Here is a 21,970-nt window from a genome sequence, read left to right on the forward strand (position 1 = left end):
TCCCGCTAAATCGCAACGGAACATGATTGACCGATTGAACAAACAATCGTCATGCGTGTCTTTTCCGCAATCGCGCCGTAAAACACGACCGGATCAGGCAGCCTGCTTGATCCGGCGCAGCGTGCCGCCATAGCCGCCTTCTGCCTCGAATGCGCGCTCCGACGCGGTCGACGGGCGTTGCAGCGCCGCGTTGCGATAGGGGAATCGGCCAAATTGCCGGATCACCTCGCGATGTGCCCGCGCGTGGGTCATATTTTCAGCCCCGTGCTTGGGCATACGCTCACACATCAAGCGCACACAACGTTCCTGATCACATAGGCTCTCAGAGTGCATCAAGGGCAGATAAAAGAACTGCCGCGCCGGTTCGTCGATCCGCAGATCCCAACCGTGATTGATCGCCACCTTGCACGCGGCCAGCGCCTGTTGATCAGTGGCAAAGGCCTGCGCCTCGCCCCGGAACATATTACGCGGGAACTGATCGGTCAGGATCACATAGGCGAGCATACCGCTCGGATAGGTCAACCACAGACCATATGCCCCGTCGCGCGCATTCTGCCAAGCGGACAGAAACCGCTCCCTTACCTTGGCGTCCAGCGCCTCAGATGTCTTGTACCAACCTCCCGGCCCGATCTCGTCCAGCCAGAACCGCAACACATCGTCAGGTGTAACCATAGGGGGACTCCTCATTGTCCTATGATGGTCTTTTGACGTTAACGGGTTTAGCGCCCGCTTTCACAATAACATATTCTTACAGAACTTACATAATTAAACGATTTCAATCCTCTTTCGCATCCTGAGCGGTCTCAATGGCATATTCTTGCGCAAACCCCACCGCCATTGGCGAAGAAGAGGGCGAAACCGGCATATACTTGTCGGTTTCACGCACCGAAGGCGCCGCACGCTGCGTCATGCGATAGATTGCATAGGCCACCATCGCGAACATCAGAACCGCGATATAGAGGAAATAGCCCCCCGGCCCCATCACCCCCATCATCCAACCCACCATCAGGGGCCCGGCAATCGCGCCCAATCCGTTGATGAACACCATACCGCCCGCCGCCGCCGCCATGTCGTCATGCTCAAGAAAGTCGTTGGTATAGGCAATAAGCAGCGAATAAAGCGGGTTCGACGTGCCCCCCACAAGGAACGCGGCCAGCATCAAAAGCCAGAAGTTTTCGCCAAAGAGCATGCCGATCACCGCTCCGATGCCAGTGCCCAGCGACACGCCCGCAATCAGCTTGCGCCGATCCATCCGATCCGAAAGCCACCCCAGAGGGTATTGCGCCACCACGGCAGCCACATAGAACGACGCGACAAAGGCCGAGATTTGCCCCACGCTCAGCCCTGCCTCTGCGCCATACACCGCCGCCATACCAAATTGCGCGGCAAACACGCCCCCCGTCAGCAGCATCCCCACACAGCCCAAAGGCGAGATTTTCATGATCTGGCGCAGCGACAGCGGCTTGGTCGTGTCAAAGGCCGGGGTCGGGCTGACCGACAAGAGAATGGGCGCAAAGGCCAGCGACACCAGAACCGACGGGATAACGAACAGCACATAACCCGACGGGTCCGCCAGCACCATCAATCCCTGCGCCGATACAATGCCGATCATCTGCACAATCATATAGAGCGACAGTGCCTTGCCGCGCGTGGCATTGGTGGCGGAATTGTTCAGCCAGCTTTCAGCGGTCACATAGACGCCTGAAAAACAGAACCCGATCAACACCCGGCCAATCGACCATGCCCAGGGCTCGGTGATCGTGGCATAGAGGATCAACACCGCCGAAATCATCGACCCAAGCGCCGCAAAGACCCGCACATGCCCGACCCGGCGGATCATCTCGGGGGCCATCCGCGAACCAAACAGGAACCCCACGAAATAGGATGACATAACCACCGACATCTCATAGGTCGAAAACCCTTCGAGCGCGCCGCGCACCCCCAAGAGCGTGCCTTGCATGCCATTGCCAACCTGCAACAGCATCATGCCCAACAACAGGGCCCACGCCCCCGACAGCACCTGAAACATCGCGCCTCTCCTTGTCCGTTCAGATCAGCCTAACAGATGCTCCGCGGTGCGGCACCCCAAAGGCGACTTACTCTGTTCCCTCACCGTCGCACCTGTCAGGCTTTGCCGGCGGGATCAACAACGAGGCATCCCCGTAAGAGAAAAAGCGATAGCCCTCAGCCACCGCATGCGCATAAATCCGCCGGATCGTGCCCTGCCCCATCAGGGCTGAGACCAACATCATCAACGTCGATTTCGGCAGATGAAAATTGGTCATCAGCGCATCAGCCACCCGAAACTCAAAACCGGGGTAGATAAAAATATCGGTATCCCCAGACCAGGGTGCGATCTCGCCAGTCGCGCGCGCCGCCGTCTCGATCAGCCGCAGCGCGGTGGTGCCCACCGGGATGATCCGTCCACCCGCGGCGCGCGTGGCAGCAATCTCCGCCGCCGCCTCAGCGCTTACTTCACCCCACTCGGCATGCATGCGGTGTGTCGTCACATCCTCGACCTTGACCGGCAGAAACGTCCCCGCCCCCACATGCAGCGTGACATGGCTGAACGCCACCCCCATCGCCGCCAGTTCGCCCAAAAGATCCTCATCGAAATGCAATGATGCAGTCGGTGCCGCCACCGCCCCCGGCGCGCGCGCCCAGACGGTCTGATAGTCCACCTTGTCTTGTTCATCCGCCGGACGGCGCGCGGCGATATAGGGCGGCAATGGCATCGCCCCCGCCTCGGCCAGCGCCGCATCGAAATCCTCAGCCACAAGGTTGAACCGCAGCCGACCCTGCCCCTCGTCTTTGGCCTCCAGAACCGCCGACAGCCGCTCGGAAAACACGATCTCTTCACCGGTCGACACTTTCTTGAGCGGCTTGATCAACGCGCCCCAAGTGCCATCCGCGCCCGGTTCCAACAGCGTCACCTCGATCTTCGCCGCCGTATCGCCCTGCGCACCGCTGCGGTGCCGCAACCCGCTCAGACGTGCCGGGATCACCCGCGTATCATTCAGCACTAGCCGGTCGCCGGGCCGCAACCATTGCCCCAAATTGGCCACCACCGCATCGGTGAGTGCCTGACCGTCCGCCACCAGCAACCGGGCCGAACGCCGGGGCTTGGCCGGTCGCGTCGCAATCAGCGCCTCCGGCAAATCAAAATCGAAATCTGAGAGCTTCATCTGTCCTGTCTTTGGTGTATGTCCTCAGCCACCGGCTCGGCCGCACCCTCTATTTTCCCCGAGGTGGCGGTCCGCCCCGTGCCCACCGTGGGCGCAGGCCGCCGGAACATCTCACGCAGGAACGCCGGTGCCAGTGCCGACAATGGATTGACCGACACATCCGGGTTCGACGACGGCCCCTTTAGCGTATAGTTCATCCCGATAAGCCCCTCACCGGGCCGGGTAAAGGCCTCACCGATCGCATTCAGCAAATAGACCGGCGACACCACACCTTGCATGTCCATCTGCTTGGTCGCCATGGTGTAATACCCATCCATCGACAGTCCGACCGAGGCACCAACCGCACTGCCCTCCAACAGAATCAGCCGATCCGGAGTCAGCCGAAACCGCGCATCGACCCGTCCAAAATGCAGCCCCTGCCCGGAAAACTGTTCCAGCAAACCCACGACACTGATCGTATTGAGCAGCGCCGCCAGCGCCGGGGCCTCCTTAACCCGGATCTGATCAATGCCCAGCACCCCGTCATAGCTTCCGGGCTCGGGCGCAGGCGTGAGCAACAGCTCCAACGCCCCGTCGCGCGCCTGCTGCAGCAGGCCCGCCGCGGCCAAGAGACCGCCAGCATCGTCTGATTTGATCCGAAATGCACTGCGCCCCGCCATGGGGACAACCTGCCCTGTGACCGGCGCACTATTATTCAGCAGCCCGGTAAACGTGCCATTTGCCCCCTGCGAGGTGTCCAGATCCGCGCGAAACTCGGTCAGGGCAAGCCCTTCTGAAATCTGCAAACGCTCCAGCCGCAGGGTAACCGGCGCACCGCCGCCGCCAGCCGCGTCATCCGCCCCCCCCAGCGAGGTCCGCCGCCGACCGGCCGTGCCGCCCGTCACTTCGACACGCGGCGTCACCCCGGCCCCCCGTCCGACCAAAGCGACCGGCACATCAAGCCATTCCCCCAGCGTGACCCGGCTGAATTCTGCCCGCTCCAGACCACCGCCCGCATCAAGACTGACACGCCCCCGCGCCTCTAGTCCCGCACCGCTCAGCCCTAGCGCGGTGACCTCCGGCAACGCGCCCAGCGTGCCCACCACGTCAAGCCGCCCCGCCTGCCCTTCGTCCAGAACCCAATCCAGTTGCGGCAGGCGCAGCCCAACCCCCCTCAGATCAGAGCTGAGGGCAAATTCAGGCGGCTGCCCCTTGGCAAAGCCGATTTCGATATCGGCCTGCCCCACACCCGACAGGCTGCCGGGCGGCAGGCCAATGCCGAATTCGTCCAGAAACCGCTGAGAGATTTCGACCTGACCGCGCACCCGGCTTTCGCCCTGCGGATTGCCACCGATGGCCATATCCCAACGGCCCCGCACCGGCACGGCCCCCACCTGCGCCATGCCGCCGATATCCAGATGGGTGTTGCTTGCCTCGACCGCCAAACGTTCCGCCGACAGCACCCGCCCCTTGATCAGCGTCGCGCTGCGCACGTCGCGCAAATCGCCGGTGATGTCGAACGCCACCTCTTCGGTGGTCAGTTGCTTCTTGAGCAGGAACATAAGCTCCCCCTCCAGCGCGGCACGCCCCTCTGCCACGGTGACCGGCTGTCCCGCTTTTTGCAGGAACCGGAACGGCGGCGCATCCAGCAGCGACAGCGCCGCAGTGATCGTGCTGCGGGTCCGCAGCCGGGCCTCTGCCGGCCCCTCCTTGATCCGCACGTCGGGAATGATGAAACTCGTGCCCGATACGTCGATCTGCCCGCCCTCATCCGCCACCACATGCCCGCGCTCGGCACGGATCACAAACCGGTTGTCGTCCAAAGAGGCCCGCCCCGCCGCCGCCCGGATCGGCGGCACATTGCGCACATAGACGGTCTCCAGATCCGCGAAATCAAACCCGATGTGGAAATCGGGCAGATGGTCCGGGCGCAGCCGCAAAGCGAACTGGATATCGCTCAGATCGGCATGGCGCACATTCGTCGCGATCCAGTCGCGCGTATTGGCCTTGGCCGCACGCGGCCAGAGCGCCATCAGGCGGTCAGGCGCCAGCCCGTCCATTCCCCCTTCCAGCGAGATGTCCCACCCTTCCTCACTGCCGCGCGCTTCACCCCAGGCCCGCAGGTAACGCCCCTGATCGCTCAGGCTCAGCTCCCCCAAGGTCAGAACGAACGGCTCCAACCGCAGCCGCAACGCCACCCGCGCCTCTTCGAACCGGATCGGCTCGGGATAGAGATTGGCCGGATCGGCCACCACATCGCTGACACGGATCTGCGCCTGCAATTCGTTTGGCCACCCCGCCTCCATTCCGATCAGCCGTGCCGTGCCCTCGGCACGCGCCTTCCCCCAGGCACTGTCCACCGACAGTTCGGTAAAGCGGATTTCCTGCACCGCCGGATCATAGGTGAAATCACTGCGCGCCGACCGGAACTTGATCGGGGCCGTGGCAGGCGTCGGCTGCAACACCCCCGCCCCGATTTGCAGCGTGGCATTCAGGGACCCCAGACGCCCCTCGGCATCCACCCCCGCCCGCAACGCCCCAGAAATCGGCGCCTCCAACGCCCCGAGCCAAGCCAGCGCTGGCGATTGACCGGCGATATCCCCTGCCGGCATATCCTCGAACTGCGCGCCAAATTCCGCCACCCTGCTACCAATCCGGCCCGCGTAATTGACCGCCAGCGTGGTTGCATAATCGCGCGCGCCCAGCAGCGCCACATCCCCGCGCAAGGAAATCTCCTCACCCGTGCGCGTCAATTCCACCCGGCCGCCATCCGCGCTCCAGGCCCGGTCCGCGCGGGCATCCTCATAGCGCAGCGTCAGATTATCCGCCGTGACCCGCCGCAAGGCATCAAACTGCGGCCGCGCAAACAACGCATCAATCTGCTCATTGAAGGTGCCGTTCTGTCCTGATCCGTTGAGCATGATCGCCAACTCGCCCGAGGCCAGCCGCCGCACCCCCAGCCGCGCGCCCGACACATGCACGCTCTTTGGCTGCACCTCACCCCGCAGGAGCGGCTCAGGCGCGACCGTCACCTCAAGCGATGACACAGCAACCAGCGGCACCCCCTCCAGACTGGCCAGCGCCACATCCCGCAGCGCCACCCGAGGCGTCAAATCCGCCCCCATCACCAGCGAGATTTCACCAAACCGCAGGTCATAGCCCGGCACACTCGCATCAATGCGCTGCGCGATCCGCTCTTGCAGCCATCCGGGCGCGCGCAGGCTCGCTCCAACGCTCAGCGCGACGGCAAACCCCAGAGCCACCACCAAAACCGCGCCAGAGAAACAGAACTGAAGCATGTGCCGCAGCGCACGCCGACCCCGGCGGCGCGGCTTGACCGTCCCGTCTGTCGGCGGCGGCATCGCTGCCCCGCCCTGCCCTTGTGTCGGCTGCGTGCTCATCCTATCCGTTCGGACGCGTGTTGCGCATCTCTTCTGCCTCGTGGCTTTATTCTCGCCTTTTGCGACCTAATATGGAATTCACATTTTTGCATCTCAGAGGAAACTCCATGCCTGATACGTCCGATACCGCTCCTGACTTCTCTCTGCCGCGCGATGGTGGTGATACTGTAACGCTCTCCAGCCTGCGTCCCGGCGCTGTTGTGCTGTTTTTCTACCCCCGCGACAACACCTCTGGTTGCACCAAAGAGGCGGTGGCCTTCTCTGCCCTCAAGGATCAGTTCGACGCCGCTGGCGCGACCGTAATGGGCATTTCCAAGGATAGCATTGCCAGCCACGAAAAGTTCCAATCGAAACATGCACTTACTGTGCCACTTCTGTCTGATGAGGGGTCAAACACCTGCGAGGCTTACGGCGTCTGGACCGAAAAAAGCATGTATGGCAAGACATTCTTTGGCATCGCGCGCTCGACCTTTCTCATCGACGGCCAAGGCCGCATCGCCCGCGTCTGGCGCAAGGTCAAGGTGCCCGGCCACGCCGAAGACGTGCTCGCAGCGGTCAAGGCCCTGTGAGCGGTCTCACCCTGACAGAGATGGCCGTCGAGGTGCTCTGCACCGCCGACGGTCGCGCCAAGACGGCACTCTCGCGCGCCCATGCTGCCCGGTGGTTCGCCGCACGCGCGGCGGGGCAGGACATTCCCTTGGGCCACACACAGCCCCCCCTGCGGCCCGCGCGCCCCGAGCGCCCAGAATTGCTCGATCCGCGCGACGTGCCGCGCCGCCGCCCCGGCTCCGAAAAGGGGCGCATTGCCCTGTTGCATGCTGTGGCCCATATCGAACTCAACGCCGTGGACCTGCATTGGGACATCATCGCGCGCTTTGCCGACACCCCGATGCCGATTGGATTCTATGATGACTGGGTTAAATCCGCTGACGAGGAATCCAAACATTTCAACATGATATCCGACTGTCTTGAGGCATTGGGCAGCTATTATGGCGCGCTGCCCGCCCATGCTGGCATGTGGCGCGCCGCCGAGGATACGGCGCAGGATTTCATGGGCCGCCTCGCCGTCGTGCCAATGGTGCTTGAGGCGCGCGGGCTTGATGTAACCCCCGGCATGATCGAGATATTCGAGCGCGCAAACGAACATGCCGCCGTCGCCGCCATGCGGGTGATCTACGCCGAAGAGGTGCATCACGTCGCCTATGGCTCCAAATGGTTTCACTTTCTGTGCGGACGTCACGATCTCGATCCCAAGATTGCCTTCCACAACCTCGTGCGTCGCTACTTTCACGGCCCGCTCAAACCTCCCTTCAACGAGGAAAAGCGCGCCGAGGCCGGTATCCCCCCCGATTTCTACTGGCCGCTCAGCGAAGACCACTCCACCAGAGGTTGCGACACCCCGTGATCCATCGGCGATTTTCCGCCACTCGGGCGTGAAATGGCCCAGCCCGGGCACCCAATTGGTCAAAAATCTTGCCCAACGTCCGACCACTGGCTAAGCACACAGGCAGATGGCGGCTGGGACAATCGCAGCCCCGCCCCGAACGACGACTGAGGCAACAAGGGCACAAGACGCGTGAGAACAAGACTTGCGATCAAAATCCATTCGATCCTCGAAAGGTATTTCCCCGAACGCCGGGTCTTTTTGCGGTCTGATACCGACACACGCTTTATCCGTCTGCGGTCCTCTACCCAACTCTTTGCCTTCGCCGGGGTGGCCTCCATTGTCGCTTGGTCGATCATCGCCACCTCTATTCTGGTGATGGACAGCATCGGTTCGGGCAATTTCCGCGAACAGGCCAAACGCGACCAGCGCACCTATGAAACCCGGCTCAACGCCCTCTCGTCCGAACGCGACAAACGCGCCGAAGAGGCGATTGCCGCCCAGGAACGCTTCAGCTTCGCGCTGGAACAGATTTCGCTGATGCAATCCGAATTGCTGGCCTCTGAAATCCGCCGCCGTGAATTGGAAACCGGCATCGAGGTGATCCAATCCACGCTGCGCCGCACCATGGCCGAGCGTGAAACCGCCCGGCACGAGGCCGAGCAGCTGGCCCTCTCGATAAACACCGACGGCGACACGGGCTCTGTCACCGGCCCTCAGGACGGATCAGACGCCACCTTGGATTTCCTGACCGCCGCCCTCGCGGACGCCGCCGAAGAGCGCGATACCACGATCGCAAATGCTCAGGATGCGCTGTTGCATGCCGATGAGATGACCACCCAACTGCGCCTTCTCCAAGATCAGAACGACCAGATTTTCAGTCAACTCGAAGACGCGATGGCGATTTCTGTCGAACCGCTCGACAAGATGTTCCGTGCGGCGGGTCTTAACACCGGCACGCTGCTTGACGCGGTGCGCCGGGGCTATTCGGGCCAAGGCGGCCCGCTCATGCCGCTGTCCTTTTCCACCCGCGGAGAAGAGCCCTCGGTCGATGCCGAACGCGCCAACCGCATTTTGGGGCGTATGGATGAACTGAACCTCTACCGCATCGCCGCGCAAAAGGCACCCTTTGCCCTGCCCGTCAAGAACGCCTTCCGCTACACCTCAGGCTATGGCATGCGCTGGGGCCGGATGCATCAGGGCACCGATTTTGCGGCACCGCAGGGCACGCCGATCTATTCCACCGCTGATGGTGTGGTCACGCACGCCGGCTGGCTTTCGGGTTATGGCCGCCTGATCAAGATCAAGCACGCCTTCGGCATCGAGACCCGTTACGCCCACCTCTCGCAAATCCGTGTCAAGGTCGGGCAAAGGGTCTCGCGCGGCGACCGGATTGGTGATATGGGCAACTCTGGACGTTCTACGGGCACGCATTTACACTACGAGGTCCGCGTCGGCGACAAGTCCGTCAATCCCATGATATACATCAAGGCTGCAAACAATGTTTTCTAAGAGCAAAATCAACGAACCCGCGCAAAAGCCTGCAGAGGCCAAACCGGCTGCCTCCGAGAACCGGCTCGATTCGGCGCGGCCCGACGCGCTGAGCAGTGAATTCAAGGCTTCGGCCCCCAAGGCCAAACCGCCCGCCTCGGTGCTGTCGTCTGACCTGCACGTCACTGGCAACCTCAAGACCACAGGCGACATTCAGGTCGAGGGCTCGATCGAGGGTGACATTCGCGCGCATCTGCTGACCGTGGGCGAAGGCGCGACCATCAAGGGCGAAGTGATTGCCGATGACGTGGTGATCAACGGGCGCATCGTCGGTCGCGTGCGCGGCCTCAAGGTGCGTCTGACCTCGACCGCCCGCGTCGAGGGGGACATCATCCACAAAACCATCGCCATCGAGAGCGGCGCGCATTTCGAAGGTTCGGTGCAGCGTCAGGACGACCCGCTGACCGGCAACAAGAACGCCCCCAAGCCTGCCGCGCCAAAACCCGCCGAAGGCTAAGCCCGCGTCTGAGCGGACGTAAAAACAAGGCGGCGTGGCTTCGTGCCATCGCCGCCTTTTTCGTGGCGTCAGAGCACCCGCTCCGCGCCGCACAGCAGGGGCGCTTGTGAAACAGGCGGCACAGTCCGTCCCGCCATCAGGCCAAAGTTATCCCTCGGCAGGGTCTTGACGGGCCTGCCCTATGTCAACACAGTCGCACAGTTTTCAAACCTGCCAAATCACAGGATTCAGACCGTGACGTCTCAGCTTTCCGATACAGTGGGTCTCTTGCGCGACCTGATCGCCTTTCCCACGATCTCCGAACTCAGCAATCTCGACATGATCGCCTATCTCGGGCACCGACTCGAATCTGCGGGCGCGCGGGTGGATATCTTTCATGACGACATCGGCCACAAGGCCAACCTTTTCGCCACCATCGGACCAGAGGTGGACGGTGGCATCGTGCTATCGGGGCATTCTGACGTGGTGCCGGTGGCCGAACAGGATTGGGCCTCCGACCCGTTCGAACTGACCGAACAGGACGGGCGGCTCTACGGGCGCGGCACCTGTGACATGAAAGGCTTCATCGCGGCGGCCACCGCCATGGCGCCTTACTTTGCCGAGCGTGTTCGCGACCGCCCCGTTCATTTTGCCTTTACCTATGACGAAGAGGTTGGCTGTTTTGGCGCCCAAGCACTGGTGGACAGCCTCAAGGCGCGTGGCATTCGACCCGGCGTGGCGATCATCGGCGAACCCACGATGATGCGCGTAATCGAGGGGCACAAGGGCTGCTATGAATACACCACCCATTTCTGCGGTCTGGCCGGTCACGGCTCTGCACCCGACCGGGGCGTGAACGCGGTTGAATATGCGGTGCGCTACGTCAATCGCCTGTTGGAACTCAAAGAGGCACTGCGCGCCCGCGCGCCCGCAGGCAGCCGCTTTGACCCGCCATGGACCACGATCAACACCGGCTCGCTCAAGGGCGGCGTGGCCCATAACGTGATTGCGTCCAACGCCACCATCGAATGGGAAATGCGGCCCGTTCAGGCGGCAGACGCACTCTTTGTCAAAGAGGACCTGCGCCGCTACTGCGAAGAAATGCTTCTGCCCCGGATGCGCGAGATCTACCCCGAGGCCAGTGTCAGCACCCAGATCATCGGCGAGGTGGACGGGTTGGAGCCCACCGAAGCGAACGAGGCCCGCGACATCATGATGGAACTCACCGGCGCGAATGGCGCTGACCTCGTGCCCTTCGGCACCGAGGCAGGCTTGTTCCAGAAATACGGCATGTCTGCGGTGGTCTGCGGCCCCGGCTCGATTGATCAGGCGCACAAACCCGACGAATATCTGGCACTCGAACAACTTCAGCAATGCCTTGATATGCTGGGGCGGCTGGGGGGCAGACTGGCGGCCTGATCTTCCCGCGCTCCGCACATAGCCTTGAATTTCCGTTAGGGGAAAATGAAAAGGCGTCGTAAACTGGACCCGGTAACCAACATCTATTTAGCGCGTTATTTCTTGCCTTTTCAGCACAGGATAGACTGCTATGACTCTCAGGATTATCGGATCGGGGTTCGGACGCACCGGAACCATGTCGACCAAGCTTGCCCTTGAACAGCTGGGCTTTGGCCCCTGCCATCACATGGTCGAAGTCATGCAAAACCCCGAACAGCCTGCGCATTGGGCGGCCATCGCCGCCCACCGGCCGGTCGACTGGAATGCGGTATTCAAGGGCTACCATGCGCAGGTCGATTGGCCCGGTGCCGCCGTTTGGCAGCAAACCATGCACGCCTTTCCCGACGCCAAGGTGATCCACACAGAGCGCCCGGAAGAGGCGTGGTGGAACAGCTTCAGCATCACCATCAGCAAGTTTTTCACCAACGCCCCAACCATGGACCTGCCGCCGCATATCCAAGACATCTTTCACGTCATGTCAGGCTGGTTCCTCAAGGAAACCTTTGAGGAACACACCGACCGCGATTGTGCGATTGCGGCCTACCGCGCGAACAACAAGGCCGTGCGCGATCTGGTCCCCGCCGACCGTCTTTTGATCTTTCATGTCGCCGACGGCTGGCAGCCGCTCTGTGACTTCCTCGACGTGCCGGTGCCGGACATCCCCTTTCCCCGCTCCAACCCGCGTGACGAATTCTGGGCGCATTTCGGCGGTGAACCGACCTAGAGGTCGAGGCACCGCGCGGTCGTACGGTTCAACCGCACAAGCGTACGGTTGCGACAGCGGGCAGGCTCAGAGTTTGCGAAAGGTCAGGTAATGCGGCACCCGCCCTTCGCGCAGCGCCTTTTGCTCGTAGCGCGTAGAAATCCAGTCCCCCCAAGGGTCGCGCCAATCCTCCGGGCGCTCCGCAAGCCATTCAAATCCCGCGCGCGGCACTTCTTCCAGGGTTTGGCGCACATAATCCGGAATATCCGTGGCAACCCGAAAAATAGCGCCTTTTTTCAATACCTTGCACAGCGGAGTTAAGTGTTCCTGCGTGACGAACCGTCGCCGGTGATGGCGCTTTTTGGGCCATGGGTCAGGATAGAGCAGAAACGCCCGCGACACTGACTCTGCCGGTAAAACATCAAACATATTGCGGGCATCGCCCGGATAAACCGCAACATTTTGCGCCTCTGCCGCCCGGATCTTACCCAAGAGCATCGCCACACCGTTGATGAACGGCTCACAGCCGATAATACCAACCTGCGGATTCTGCGCGGCCTGATGCACCATATGCTCGCCACCGCCAAACCCGATTTCAAGCCAGACGTCACGATCCCCGAAAAGTGCCTTCAGATCAATCGGTTGCCGCTCGGGGTTCACGTCCCAATCGACAGCTCCGGGCGACAGCTTCGCCAGATCCTCCTCCAGATAGGTCTCTTGGCTCGGCCGCAGGGTCTTACCCTTGAACCGGCCATAGAAATTGCGCCACGGCGCGCCTGTCGGATGTCTGTCCTGGCTCATACACTGTCAAACCGGCGCATGAACTTCATGCGCCAGACCCTTGATTATACGGCTTTTTTAAGAGCATCAACCAAATCTATCCGCTCCCAGCTAAAGCCACCATCGGCATCGGGCGTGCGGCCAAAATGGCCATAGGCCGCGGTGCGGGCATAGATCGGCCGCGTCAGCGACAGATGCTCGCGGATACCACGCGGGGTCAGGTCCATGCACTGCTCCACCGCTTTTTCGATCGCGGTTTCATGCACTTGGCCAGTGCCATGGGTATCGACATAGATCGACAACGGCTTGGCCACACCAATCGCATAGCTCAGTTGCAGCGTGCAGCGCTGCGCCAGCCCCGCCGCCACCACGTTCTTGGCCAGATAGCGCGCCGCATAAGCCGCTGATCTGTCAACCTTTGTTGGATCTTTGCCGGAAAACGCGCCGCCGCCATGCGGTGCCGCCCCGCCATAGGTGTCCACGATAATCTTGCGCCCGGTGAGGCCCGCATCGCCATCCGGCCCACCAATCACAAACGTACCCGTCGGGTTCACATGCCATTCGGTCTCATCGCTCAGCCAACCCGCAGGCAGCACTTCGCGGATATAAGGCTCGACAATGGCACGAATATCATCGCTGGTCTGGCTCTCATGCGCATGCTGCGTCGAGAGCACCAGCTGCGTCACGGCCACCGGACGGCCCCCTTCATAGCGCAGCGTCAGTTGCGATTTGGCATCCGGCCCCAGCGTGGGCTCAACCCCGGATTTGCGCACCTCGGCCAACCGCTTGAGGATCGCATGCGAATAGAGGATCGGCGCGGGCATGAATTCTGGCGTCTCGTCAACGGCATACCCGAACATGATGCCCTGATCCCCGGCCCCGTCGCGGTCCACACCCTGCGCGATATGCGCTGATTGCGGGTGCAGCATATTGTGCAATTTCAACGTGTTCCAGTGGAACGCATCCTGCTCATAGCCGATATCGCGGACACACTCGCGCACGATCCCGTCGATCCGCCCCATGAAATCCGCCAGCCGGGATTTATCCGTCAGCCCCACTTCACCGCCAACCACAACACAGTTGGTGGTGGCAAACGTCTCACAAGCGACGCGCGCGTTGGCCTCTTCCGCCAGAAACGCATCGAGGATCGCATCGGAAATACGGTCACAGACCTTGTCCGGATGCCCTTCCGAAACGGATTCGGAGGTAAAAAGATAGTTCTGTCTAGCCATGAAGATGCTCCATTGAATGTCACCGCCACGCCAGGAAGCCGTTGTGGGGGATTAGAGCGTGGTTACGCTCGCACATTGCCAGCGTCAATGCCTATCTGTGCCGCCGCCGGCGCCTGTGTCCACCCAGAGACAACCCCAGAAAAACAAGGAAAATCGCCAGCATCGGCGCATCGCCAAGCCGCGCATAGACCGTGACCGCCAAGGCCGGCGGCAACGCCACATCCCGCCATCCCGCCTCGCCCAAGGGCAAGGCCTCGGTGATCCGCCCGGTGGCGTCGATCATCGCCGACACGCCCGTATTGGCCACCCGGATCATCGGCAGACCAAATTCAGCACTGCGCAACCGCGCCTGAGCAAGATGCTGATAAGGCCCGGAAAAATTGCCAAACCACGCATCATTGGTAATCAAAAGAATGAAATCCGCACGGTTCGGGGCCGCCCGCAGATCCTGCGCGAATACCCCCTCATAGCAGATCAGCGGCAAGGCCCGCCCCAGACCCCCAAGGTCGATCACCTGCGCCCCCGGACCAGATGAAAACCCCCGCCCCTCATCGGACGCAAGCCCATGAATGCCCCACCGCCCCAAGAGATCGCCATAGGGCATATATTCGCCAAAGGGCACCAGATGATGCTTGTCATAGACTGCCGCCACGCGGCCTCCCGCCTCGATCAGCGCCAGTGTGTTAAACAGCCGTTGCACGTCATAGCGCTGCAAGCCGACCACCACCGGCACGCCCCCTGCTGCCTCCGAGATCACTTCAAGCGTTCGCGCCGCAGTCTCAAGCATCACCGGAACCGCCGTTTCCGGCCAGACGATCAGATCGGGCCGTACATCCCCCGCCGCCGAAAACATCACCTGCCGGTCAAAGAACGCGCGCATTTTGTCCGGGCGCCATTTCTCATTCTGCGGCGCATTGGGCTGGATCAGGCGCACCATCGCCGCGTCCGGTCCAGCCGCCGCTTCTGCCTCTGGGGTGAGCGCCCGGCCAATCGGCCACAAGAGCGCAATCCCCACAAGCCCCATCCACGCGATACGCCCCCCCGCCAGCCCCTGCCAGAGCACGACCCCGGCCAGCAGAACCAGCGCCGTCAGCCCCGCAGACCCGAAATAGGACGCCCCGTGCAGAACCGGCGTATCAATCAGGACATGACCGGGCTGCGCCCAGGGAAATCCGGTAAAAACATAGCCGCGCGCCAGTTCCAACAGGCCCAGCCCGCCGATGAATCCCAAGGCGCCGCCGCCCGCGACCCGCCCAAGCGCAAAGGCCACCGCCCAGAAAAGCGCAAGCCCCCCTGCCAAGCCTGCCAGCGCAAAGGGCGCCATCCAGCCGTGGCGCGCCACATCCACCAGAAACGGCTCGATGATCCAGTTGAGTGAGACCAGAAAATAACCGGAGCCAAACGCCCAGCCCAACCAGGCGGCCCGCCGCCATCCGTCGCTACGCGCAAAGAGGCCGAACATCACGGCCAGCGCTACAATCGTCAGCGGCCACGCCCCCACCGGGGCCTGCCCCAATGCGGCCACAGCACCAGTCATGACGTTAATCACACCCCGCCAACGGCGCGGCAACGCAGCCAGCCCGCGCACAAGCCCCACGGCGTGGCCTGTTTCAGCCATTCCTCGCCTCGGGCAGACGCACCCGCACCCGCTTGATGCGGCGGGGGTCGGCCTCAATCACCTCGATCACCGGGCCGGCGGGATGTTCAATCACCTCTCCGCGCACCGGAACCCGCCCCAGCAGCATAAAGACCAGACCGCCCAGCGTGTCGATTTCTTCTTCGTCGATCTCCTCCGCCTCGGTCAGCGACATGCCGATCTCGGCCTCGAAATCTTCAAGCGGCGTCTTGGCCAGCGCCACGTAGCAACCGGGGCTTTCAAGAGTCCAGTAATGCGCCTCGTCGATATCGTGCTCGTCTTCGATCTCGCCCACCACTTGCTCGATCAGGTCTTCGATGGTCACCAGACCATCAACCCCGCCGTATTCGTCGATCACCAGCGCCATATGCCGCCGCTCGGCCTGCATCTTTTGCAACAAAACGCCGATGGGCATCGACGGTGGCACAAACAGCAAGGGTCTCAGCAGATCGTCCAGCAGGAATTCTTCAGCCTCGCCGTTGAACCCATGCTTCAGCGCAAAATCCTTGAGATGGAGCATGCCAATGGGCGTATCCAGCGTGCCCTCATAGACCGGCAACCGCGACATGCCGCTGTCGCGGAACACATGCACCAGATCCTCTTTCGAAATGGTGCTTGGAACCGAAACGATTTCGGCCTTGGGAATGGCCACATCCTCAACAGCCATATGCCGCAGGTTGCCCATGCCCGGCACACCGCTGGCCTGGGCCGGATGCTGATCCTCGGCCAAGACAGTGTCTTCATTTGTGGAAAAAACGCCCAAGATCCGGCGGAAGAATCCAGCCGATTCATCGGTATCCTTATCGTCTTCCGGCTGCGCGCTCTGCGCTGCCGTAGACGATCCGTCTATACTCTCGTCCATCAACCACTTTCCAAGTGACGGGGCACGGCGGCCCCAACACGGCTAATATGGGTCAGCGACCCCTAGTTTGCCAAGTATCTGCACCTCTGTTGTTTCCATCAGAGTGGCATCTTGGTCACGCACATGATCATAGCCCAGCAAATGTAACACCGCATGCACAATCAGGTGCGTCACATGGTCTGCAAGCGATTTGCCGCCATCCGCCGCTTCGCGCGCACATGTCTCCCATGCAATGGCGATGTCACCCAACTCGGGATCAGCGCCGGGAATGGGCAGGTCTGGCCGCTCACCTGCCCCCTCCGCGCCGCGCTCTTCGCTCGGCCAACTCAGCACATTGGTAGGCTGCGGCTTGTTACGAAACCCCTCGTTGAGCGCCGCAATACGCGTATCGTCACAGCCCAGAACGCTGATTTCCCACTCCTCAGGATCAAGCCCGAGATGCTCCAGCGTGGCGCGCCCCGCGCGCTCGGCCAAATCCTCCAGCCCCGCCGCCTGCCAGCGGTCGTCCTCCAACACCACATCGCACAACATGCCGCCTTAACCTTCCGCCTCATAGGCCTCAATGATCGCGGCAACCAGCGGATGCCGCACCACATCCTTCGAGGTAAAGTAGTTGAAACTGATCTGCGGAATTCGTGTGAGCAACCGTTCCGCATCCGCCAGCCCCGACGGCACACCGCGCGGCAAGTCAATCTGCGTGCGGTCGCCGGTGATCACCATCCGGCTGCCTTCGCCCAGACGGGTCAAAAACATCTTCATCTGCATCGACGTCGCATTCTGCGCCTCATCCAGCACCACAAACGCATTGCTCAGCGTGCGCCCGCGCATAAAGGCCAGCGGCGCGATCTCGATTTTCTTTTCCTCAATCAGCTTTTGCACCTGCTTACCGGGTAGAAAATCGTTCAGCGCGTCATAGAGCGGCTGCATATAGGGATCGACCTTATCCTTCATATCCCCCGGCAGATAACCCAGCTTTTCGCCCGCCTCGACCGCCGGGCGGCTCAGGATGATCCGGTCCACATGCCCCTCGATGAACATGTTGACCCCCACGGCAACGGCCAGATAGGTCTTGCCGGTGCCCGCAGGCCCGATACCAAAGGCCAGTTCGTGCTGGAACAACGCCCGCACATAGGCCTTTTGCGCCTCGGTGCGCGGTTCTACATATTTCTTGCGGGTCTTGATCTCGACCGGACCGCTCTTGAACATCTCAAGCTGATCGCCCGCCAGAGCGCCGGTTTCGACCTCAGAGCCGCCCATCCGCAATTCCCGGTCCACATCGCCGCTCTCGACCGCACGCCCGCTCTCCAGCCGGGAATAGAGCGCCTGCAACACACCTGCCGCTTCCTTGACCGGCACCTCATCGCCCAACACCGACAGGTGATTGCCGCGCCGTACAATCTGAACGCCCAGCTTGCGCTCGATATCGGCGAGGTTACGATCATATTCGCCGCACAGATCAATCAGCAGCTTGTTGTCAGGGAATTCGATCACGGACTCTTGCATTGAGGCCATATCGGCGGCGGGGGGCGGTACGCTGTTACCCAAGCAAATCTCCCACAGAGTCAAAGGTTCCCTTGCACAGTGCCAAGATGCGGGATCATGCGCAAGCAGCCAGCCTCAAATGATCCGAAACCGATGAAAAAAAATACGGGCCGCACCGGGCCCGTATAATGTCTTGGCAGTGTGGCACGACCATATCAGATCGGATCGCCAAATCCGCGTGTGGACCCCTGCTTGAAATTGCCTGTGGCAACCGTCGGCGGGGCAATCCCGGAACAGACCGGCTTGCCATACTTGTCCAGGCGCTGCGACAGATAGCCTTCAACGCCATCGTCGATGATCCAATGGTCACAGCCATTCGGATCAACCCAGATCCCGGCGTGCATTTGGCTCAGGTGACCCTTGTCGAAAAAGTTTCGATCCATGGTCTTGTCCGGTCCGACATCACAGGCAGCCAGCAAACCAAACATCGGCAAAGCAAGTGCAATCTTATAGGTTTTCATAGCACAGCCCCCTCAGCGCCAGCACAAGATTTCGACACGACGGTTCTGCGTCATGCCTTCGGCGGTCGCGTTCGACGCCTTGGGCATACGTTCCCCATATCCACGCACGTCCGCGATGCTTGCACCGATGCTACGGGCAACCGCCGCCACCGAATTGGCCCGGCGCAGCGAAAGGCCCATGTTATATTCGTCCGAGGCACGGCTGTCGGTATGCCCAACGATTGTGTAGGAAACGGCGCCTGCCTGCTGAAAAAACTCACGCAACCGCTGTTTGCCCTGCCCGCTGATCCGTGCGCTGTCCGTCGCAAAGAGTTGGTCGGTGTTGACCACACCACACAGATTGACTTCGCGGCAAACCGGAATGCCCTCTCGGGTGACATGCGGACTCATATAGCCTTCGGCGCCATCATCCATGACCCAATGCTCACATCCATCGGGATCCACCCAGATTGTCGGGATATAACGTTCCCCGACGACCGTGCGTTCCTGCGTTTGCGCCAATGCGCCATTGGCTGTCAAAGCAAGGCCGAGAGCAATGGCACTTGCCCCCCGCAACACTCCGCGCAGCGTTTTTGAAATCATTTTGGTCACAATCCCAGTCCTTTTGCTGCCCCCCGGCAGGGCCAATCACAACAGGCCCCCAACCATTAATATCGTGAAATTGTATCAACTCTTGCCTTAATGTGAAGCAAATTCCACCAGATATTGTGGCTGGCAAAGAAACAATGCCACGCTCTTGCCACATTTCGCCAAGAGGTTGCGCCAACTGCTGAAAATTCAGCGCGGCAGCAGACGACCAGCCAGCGAATTGGGACCGCTCTCGACAATTTCCACCTGCCGCAGATCACCGACCGCCACATCGCCCGTCACATGCACAGCATGAAGATGATCTGACTTGCCGACCATCTGACCAGCCATCCGACCGGGCTTTTCAAACAGCACCCCAACCCTGCGCCCAACCATGGCATTTTGCGCGGCGCGTTGCTGACGGGTCAGCACATCCTGCAACCTCTGCAACCGCTCGGCCTTGACCTCTTCGGCAACCTGCGGACGCTCCGCCGCCGGTGTGCCCGGACGGGTGGAATATTTGAACGAGAACGCATAGCCGTAATGGACCGCCTCGATCAGATCGAGGGTCGCCTGAAAATCTTCCTCTGTTTCCTCGGGGAAGCCGACAATGAAATCCCCCGACATCAGAATGTCAGGCCGCGCTGCCCGGATCTTCTCGATCAGACGCAGATAACTCTCGGCAGTATGACTGCGGTTCATCCGTTTTAGAATTTTGTCGCTGCCTGACTGCACCGGCAAATGCAGATAGGGCATCAGCTTGGCACACTCCCCATGCGCCGCGATCAGCGCATCATCCATGTCATTGGGATGGCTGGTAGTGAACCGGATACGCTCCAGCCCGTCAATGTCGTTGAGCGCCCAGATGAGCTGTGCAAGGCTCCAGGCGCCGCCCTCACCTGCCCCGTGATAGGCGTTGACGTTCTGCCCCAACAGCGTGATCTCGCGCACGCCGCGCTCGACCAGATCGCGCGCCTCTTCCAACACCCGCGCCACCGGGCGGCTCACCTCTGAGCCGCGCGTATAGGGCACCACACAAAAGGCGCAGAACTTGTCGCAGCCCTCCTGCACGGTCAGAAACGCCGTTGGTCCGCGCGCCGCCTTGGGACGGTGGCGCAGGGTGTCAAACTTGTCCTCCAGCGGAAAGTCCGTATCAAGCGCCTTGCCGCCATCACGCACCCGCGCCTCCATCTCGGGCAGCCGGTGATAGCTTTGCGGCCCCACCACCAGATCCACCAGGGGCTGACGCCGCATGATTTCCTCGCCCTCGGCCTGCGCCACACAGCCAGCCACGCCAATCTTCAGATCGGGTTTGTCCAGCTTGAATTGCCGCATCCGCCCCAGTTCGGAATAAACCTTTTCGGCGGCCTTTTCCCGGATATGACAGGTGTTGAGCAGGATCATGTCCGCCTCAGCCGGATCTTGGGTCTCGACATAGCCTGCCCCGCCCATGGCCTCGGCCATACGCTCGCTGTCATAGACATTCATCTGACAGCCATAAGTCTTGATATAGAGCTTTTTCACATCCGCCATGCGCCCGGCCTCCGCCTTTGGGTTCAAGGTGCCTGACTACATCAGGGCAGTGGGCACTTGCAATGCCTCTACGTTTGGCGGATTCTGCGTTCAAAACCCGAGCAAAAGATCAGAGGCAAACCAGAGCATGAGCGTACCCGATCTCAAGACGTTCCTCGCCGCCCCCGGCAAGGCGCTCGCCAAGGGGCCGATCGCCATGATTTTTGCCGAGGACGAGGCCGAGCTCAATGCCACCCTGCGCCATCATTTCGACGCTGGCTTTGCCTCTGTTCTGCTCTTTGCCCCGGATGCTTTTGAACTGGCCAAAGACGTGAGCGACTCAGCCACTCTGCACCGCATCCGCCACGATCTGACCTCTGGCGACAGCCTCGTCGAGGCGGTCAACGCGATCATCGCCGCCGCCCCCGGCCTGTGGATGTATTACTGCTACAACGCCGAATTCCTGTTCTATCCGTTCTGCGAAACCCGCAGCGTCGGCGAAATGCTGGCATTTCATACCGAGGAACGGCGCGACGCGATGCTGACCTATGTGATCGACCTCTACGCCGACGATCTGACGGCCCATCCGGGTGCCGTTTCGCTTGAGGCGGCACATATGGACAAATCCGGATATTACGCCCTCGCCCGCCCCGATCCCAACAATCACAACCACCCAAAGGAACGCCAGCTTGATTTCTACGGCGGCCTGCGCTGGCGCTATGAGGAACATATCCCCGCCAAGCGCCGCAAGATCGACCGCATCGCGCTGTTCCGCGCCAAACCAAATCTGCACCTGCGCGACGATCACACCTTCTCAGACGAGGAATACAATACCTACGCCTGCCCGTGGCATCACAATCTGACCAGCGCCATCGTATCGTTCCGCACCGCCAAGGCGCTCAAGCGCAATCCCGGTTCGACCTTCGATATCCAGAGCTTCAAATGGCACAATTCCATTCCGTTCGAATGGCATTCCCGGCAATTGCTGGACCTGGGCCTGATGGAGCCGGGACAGTGGTTCTAGGCGCGCCCTAATCCTGCGCGCGCAGCAAAAGCGCCGTCACCGGATCAACCCCCGGAACCCCGGCCACATCGACGCCACCGTTCAACCGGGCCAGCATCGCGCGGACATAGTCATTTCCCTCGGTGACGTCCTGGGCCAGCACGACCACATGTTGCATCCCGTCATGCACCGCAGGTGCAAGCGCGGGCTCTTGCCATATCGCCACCAGAATACAGGCCATCAGCATGGCCCCCGTCGGCCGGGCCAATCGCCGCGCG

The 21,970-nt window shown here is 61.4% G+C and carries 21 protein-coding genes and 1 riboswitch; of the genes, 7 read left to right on the forward strand and 14 right to left on the reverse strand.

Annotated elements, in window-relative coordinates; all coding sequences use genetic code 11:
* Positions 1-93: 93 nt before the first annotated feature.
* The 4 genes from ACN0SW_RS17210 to ACN0SW_RS17225 form a co-directional block, all read right to left on the reverse strand.
* Positions 94-672, reverse strand: a complete 579-nt coding sequence (locus ACN0SW_RS17210) for a DUF924 family protein (RefSeq protein WP_417729161.1) — start codon at positions 670-672, stop codon at positions 94-96.
* A 103-nt stretch (positions 673-775) separates the two neighbouring features.
* Positions 776-2,029 (reverse strand): MFS transporter, encoded by a 1,254-nt coding sequence (locus ACN0SW_RS17215; RefSeq protein ID WP_417729162.1) that lies wholly within the window; start codon positions 2,027-2,029, stop codon positions 776-778.
* Positions 2,030-2,096: 67 nt separating this feature from the next.
* Entirely contained in the window at positions 2,097-3,185 is a 1,089-nt protein-coding gene (gene queA / locus ACN0SW_RS17220) for a tRNA preQ1(34) S-adenosylmethionine ribosyltransferase-isomerase QueA (protein ID WP_417729163.1), read from the reverse strand.
* The gene (locus tag ACN0SW_RS17225; protein ID WP_417729164.1) at positions 3,182-6,565 is read right to left on the reverse strand and encodes a DUF3971 domain-containing protein; all 3,384 of its coding nucleotides are present in this window, start codon (positions 6,563-6,565) and stop codon (positions 3,182-3,184) included. The genes queA and ACN0SW_RS17225 overlap by 4 nt, the downstream gene beginning before the upstream one ends.
* Before the next feature lie 107 nt (positions 6,566-6,672).
* Between ACN0SW_RS17225 and ACN0SW_RS17230 the strand changes: the two genes are divergently transcribed.
* The 6 genes from ACN0SW_RS17230 to ACN0SW_RS17255 all read left to right on the forward strand — a co-directional run bounded on the left by ACN0SW_RS17230 (position 6,673) and on the right by ACN0SW_RS17255 (position 12,118).
* Positions 6,673-7,134, forward strand: a complete 462-nt coding sequence (locus ACN0SW_RS17230) for a peroxiredoxin (RefSeq protein WP_417729165.1) — start codon at positions 6,673-6,675, stop codon at positions 7,132-7,134.
* Positions 7,135-7,154: 20 nt separating this feature from the next.
* Complete coding sequence (locus ACN0SW_RS17235; protein ID WP_417729180.1) at positions 7,155-7,970, forward strand: ferritin-like domain-containing protein; 816 nt, start codon at positions 7,155-7,157, stop codon at positions 7,968-7,970.
* Between the two features lie 171 nt (positions 7,971-8,141).
* Complete coding sequence (locus tag ACN0SW_RS17240) at positions 8,142-9,461, forward strand: DUF5930 domain-containing protein (protein WP_417729166.1); 1,320 nt, start codon at positions 8,142-8,144, stop codon at positions 9,459-9,461.
* Complete coding sequence (locus ACN0SW_RS17245) at positions 9,451-9,957, forward strand: bactofilin family protein (RefSeq protein ID WP_417729167.1); 507 nt, start codon at positions 9,451-9,453, stop codon at positions 9,955-9,957. The genes ACN0SW_RS17240 and ACN0SW_RS17245 overlap by 11 nt, the downstream gene beginning before the upstream one ends.
* Before the next feature lie 234 nt (positions 9,958-10,191).
* Complete coding sequence (gene argE / locus ACN0SW_RS17250; RefSeq protein WP_417729168.1) at positions 10,192-11,355, forward strand: acetylornithine deacetylase; 1,164 nt, start codon at positions 10,192-10,194, stop codon at positions 11,353-11,355.
* Between the two features lie 130 nt (positions 11,356-11,485).
* The gene (locus ACN0SW_RS17255) at positions 11,486-12,118 is read left to right on the forward strand and encodes a sulfotransferase family protein (RefSeq protein WP_417729169.1); all 633 of its coding nucleotides are present in this window, start codon (positions 11,486-11,488) and stop codon (positions 12,116-12,118) included.
* Between the two features lie 66 nt (positions 12,119-12,184).
* Here ACN0SW_RS17255 and trmB read toward each other — a convergent pair whose 3' ends face one another.
* The 9 genes from trmB to miaB all read right to left on the reverse strand — a co-directional run bounded on the left by trmB (position 12,185) and on the right by miaB (position 20,710).
* The gene (gene trmB, locus ACN0SW_RS17260; protein WP_417729170.1) at positions 12,185-12,898 is read right to left on the reverse strand and encodes a tRNA (guanosine(46)-N7)-methyltransferase TrmB; all 714 of its coding nucleotides are present in this window, start codon (positions 12,896-12,898) and stop codon (positions 12,185-12,187) included.
* 44 nt (positions 12,899-12,942) lie between these two features.
* The gene (gene metK, locus ACN0SW_RS17265; RefSeq protein WP_417729171.1) at positions 12,943-14,109 is read right to left on the reverse strand and encodes a methionine adenosyltransferase; all 1,167 of its coding nucleotides are present in this window, start codon (positions 14,107-14,109) and stop codon (positions 12,943-12,945) included.
* Positions 14,110-14,114: 5 nt separating this feature from the next.
* Positions 14,115-14,162, reverse strand: a riboswitch (SAM-SAH riboswitch).
* A 38-nt stretch (positions 14,163-14,200) separates the two neighbouring features.
* Positions 14,201-15,727, reverse strand: coding sequence for an apolipoprotein N-acyltransferase (gene lnt, locus ACN0SW_RS17270; protein WP_417729172.1), 1,527 nt, complete (start codon positions 15,725-15,727; stop codon positions 14,201-14,203).
* Complete coding sequence (locus ACN0SW_RS17275) at positions 15,720-16,607, reverse strand: transporter associated domain-containing protein (RefSeq protein WP_417729173.1); 888 nt, start codon at positions 16,605-16,607, stop codon at positions 15,720-15,722. The genes lnt and ACN0SW_RS17275 overlap by 8 nt, the downstream gene beginning before the upstream one ends.
* Positions 16,608-16,649: 42 nt before the next feature.
* Positions 16,650-17,138 (reverse strand): rRNA maturation RNase YbeY, encoded by a 489-nt coding sequence (gene ybeY, locus ACN0SW_RS17280; RefSeq protein ID WP_417729174.1) that lies wholly within the window; start codon positions 17,136-17,138, stop codon positions 16,650-16,652.
* Between the two features lie 6 nt (positions 17,139-17,144).
* On the reverse strand, positions 17,145-18,119 hold the full coding sequence (locus ACN0SW_RS17285; RefSeq protein ID WP_417729181.1) for a PhoH family protein: 975 nt from the start codon (positions 18,117-18,119) through the stop codon (positions 17,145-17,147).
* 185 nt (positions 18,120-18,304) lie between these two features.
* Positions 18,305-18,610 (reverse strand): hypothetical protein, encoded by a 306-nt coding sequence (locus ACN0SW_RS17290; protein ID WP_417729175.1) that lies wholly within the window; start codon positions 18,608-18,610, stop codon positions 18,305-18,307.
* Between the two features lie 12 nt (positions 18,611-18,622).
* Positions 18,623-19,192: an OmpA family protein gene (locus ACN0SW_RS17295; RefSeq protein WP_417729182.1), complete on the reverse strand. Its 570-nt coding sequence runs from the start codon at positions 19,190-19,192 to the stop codon at positions 18,623-18,625.
* A 195-nt stretch (positions 19,193-19,387) separates the two neighbouring features.
* Positions 19,388-20,710, reverse strand: coding sequence for a tRNA (N6-isopentenyl adenosine(37)-C2)-methylthiotransferase MiaB (gene miaB, locus ACN0SW_RS17300; RefSeq protein ID WP_417729176.1), 1,323 nt, complete (start codon positions 20,708-20,710; stop codon positions 19,388-19,390).
* A 127-nt stretch (positions 20,711-20,837) separates the two neighbouring features.
* On the opposite strand from miaB, the gene ACN0SW_RS17305 reads away from it, so the two are divergent.
* Positions 20,838-21,713: a glycosyltransferase family 2 protein gene (locus tag ACN0SW_RS17305; protein WP_417729177.1), complete on the forward strand. Its 876-nt coding sequence runs from the start codon at positions 20,838-20,840 to the stop codon at positions 21,711-21,713.
* Positions 21,714-21,720: 7 nt separating this feature from the next.
* On the opposite strand, the gene ACN0SW_RS17310 is transcribed toward ACN0SW_RS17305, so the two are convergent.
* Positions 21,721-21,970: hypothetical protein (locus ACN0SW_RS17310; RefSeq protein WP_417729178.1), on the reverse strand; the 250-nt coding region annotated here is incomplete at its 5' end.

It is taken from the genome of Roseovarius sp. (assembly GCF_048262375.1).
Taxonomy (GTDB): domain Bacteria; phylum Pseudomonadota; class Alphaproteobacteria; order Rhodobacterales; family Rhodobacteraceae; genus Roseovarius.

Excerpts from the sequence above, each read along its gene's own strand:
- miaB (WP_417729176.1), bottom strand. The coding sequence starts at position 20,710 with ATGGCGGATGTGAAAAAGCTCTATATCAAGACTTATGGCTGTCAGATG.
- lnt (WP_417729172.1), bottom strand. The coding sequence starts at position 15,727 with ATGGCTGAAACAGGCCACGCCGTGGGGCTTGTGCGCGGGCTGGCTGCG.
- ACN0SW_RS17215 (WP_417729162.1), bottom strand. The coding sequence starts at position 2,029 with ATGTTTCAGGTGCTGTCGGGGGCGTGGGCCCTGTTGTTGGGCATGATG.
- ACN0SW_RS17210 (WP_417729161.1), bottom strand. The coding sequence starts at position 672 with ATGGTTACACCTGACGATGTGTTGCGGTTCTGGCTGGACGAGATCGGG.
- ACN0SW_RS17275 (WP_417729173.1), bottom strand. The coding sequence starts at position 16,607 with ATGGACGAGAGTATAGACGGATCGTCTACGGCAGCGCAGAGCGCGCAG.
- ACN0SW_RS17305 (WP_417729177.1), top strand. The coding sequence starts at position 20,838 with ATGAGCGTACCCGATCTCAAGACGTTCCTCGCCGCCCCCGGCAAGGCG.
- queA (WP_417729163.1), bottom strand. The coding sequence starts at position 3,185 with ATGAAGCTCTCAGATTTCGATTTTGATTTGCCGGAGGCGCTGATTGCG.
- ACN0SW_RS17235 (WP_417729180.1), top strand. The coding sequence starts at position 7,155 with ATGGCCGTCGAGGTGCTCTGCACCGCCGACGGTCGCGCCAAGACGGCA.
- ACN0SW_RS17245 (WP_417729167.1), top strand. The coding sequence starts at position 9,451 with ATGTTTTCTAAGAGCAAAATCAACGAACCCGCGCAAAAGCCTGCAGAG.
- ACN0SW_RS17295 (WP_417729182.1), bottom strand. The coding sequence starts at position 19,192 with ATGATTTCAAAAACGCTGCGCGGAGTGTTGCGGGGGGCAAGTGCCATT.
- ACN0SW_RS17230 (WP_417729165.1), top strand. The coding sequence starts at position 6,673 with ATGCCTGATACGTCCGATACCGCTCCTGACTTCTCTCTGCCGCGCGAT.
- trmB (WP_417729170.1), bottom strand. The coding sequence starts at position 12,898 with ATGAGCCAGGACAGACATCCGACAGGCGCGCCGTGGCGCAATTTCTAT.
- metK (WP_417729171.1), bottom strand. The coding sequence starts at position 14,109 with ATGGCTAGACAGAACTATCTTTTTACCTCCGAATCCGTTTCGGAAGGG.
- ACN0SW_RS17285 (WP_417729181.1), bottom strand. The coding sequence starts at position 18,119 with ATGGCCTCAATGCAAGAGTCCGTGATCGAATTCCCTGACAACAAGCTG.
- ACN0SW_RS17225 (WP_417729164.1), bottom strand. The coding sequence starts at position 6,565 with ATGAGCACGCAGCCGACACAAGGGCAGGGCGGGGCAGCGATGCCGCCG.
- ACN0SW_RS17290 (WP_417729175.1), bottom strand. The coding sequence starts at position 18,610 with ATGAAAACCTATAAGATTGCACTTGCTTTGCCGATGTTTGGTTTGCTG.
- ybeY (WP_417729174.1), bottom strand. The coding sequence starts at position 17,138 with ATGTTGTGCGATGTGGTGTTGGAGGACGACCGCTGGCAGGCGGCGGGG.
- ACN0SW_RS17255 (WP_417729169.1), top strand. The coding sequence starts at position 11,486 with ATGACTCTCAGGATTATCGGATCGGGGTTCGGACGCACCGGAACCATG.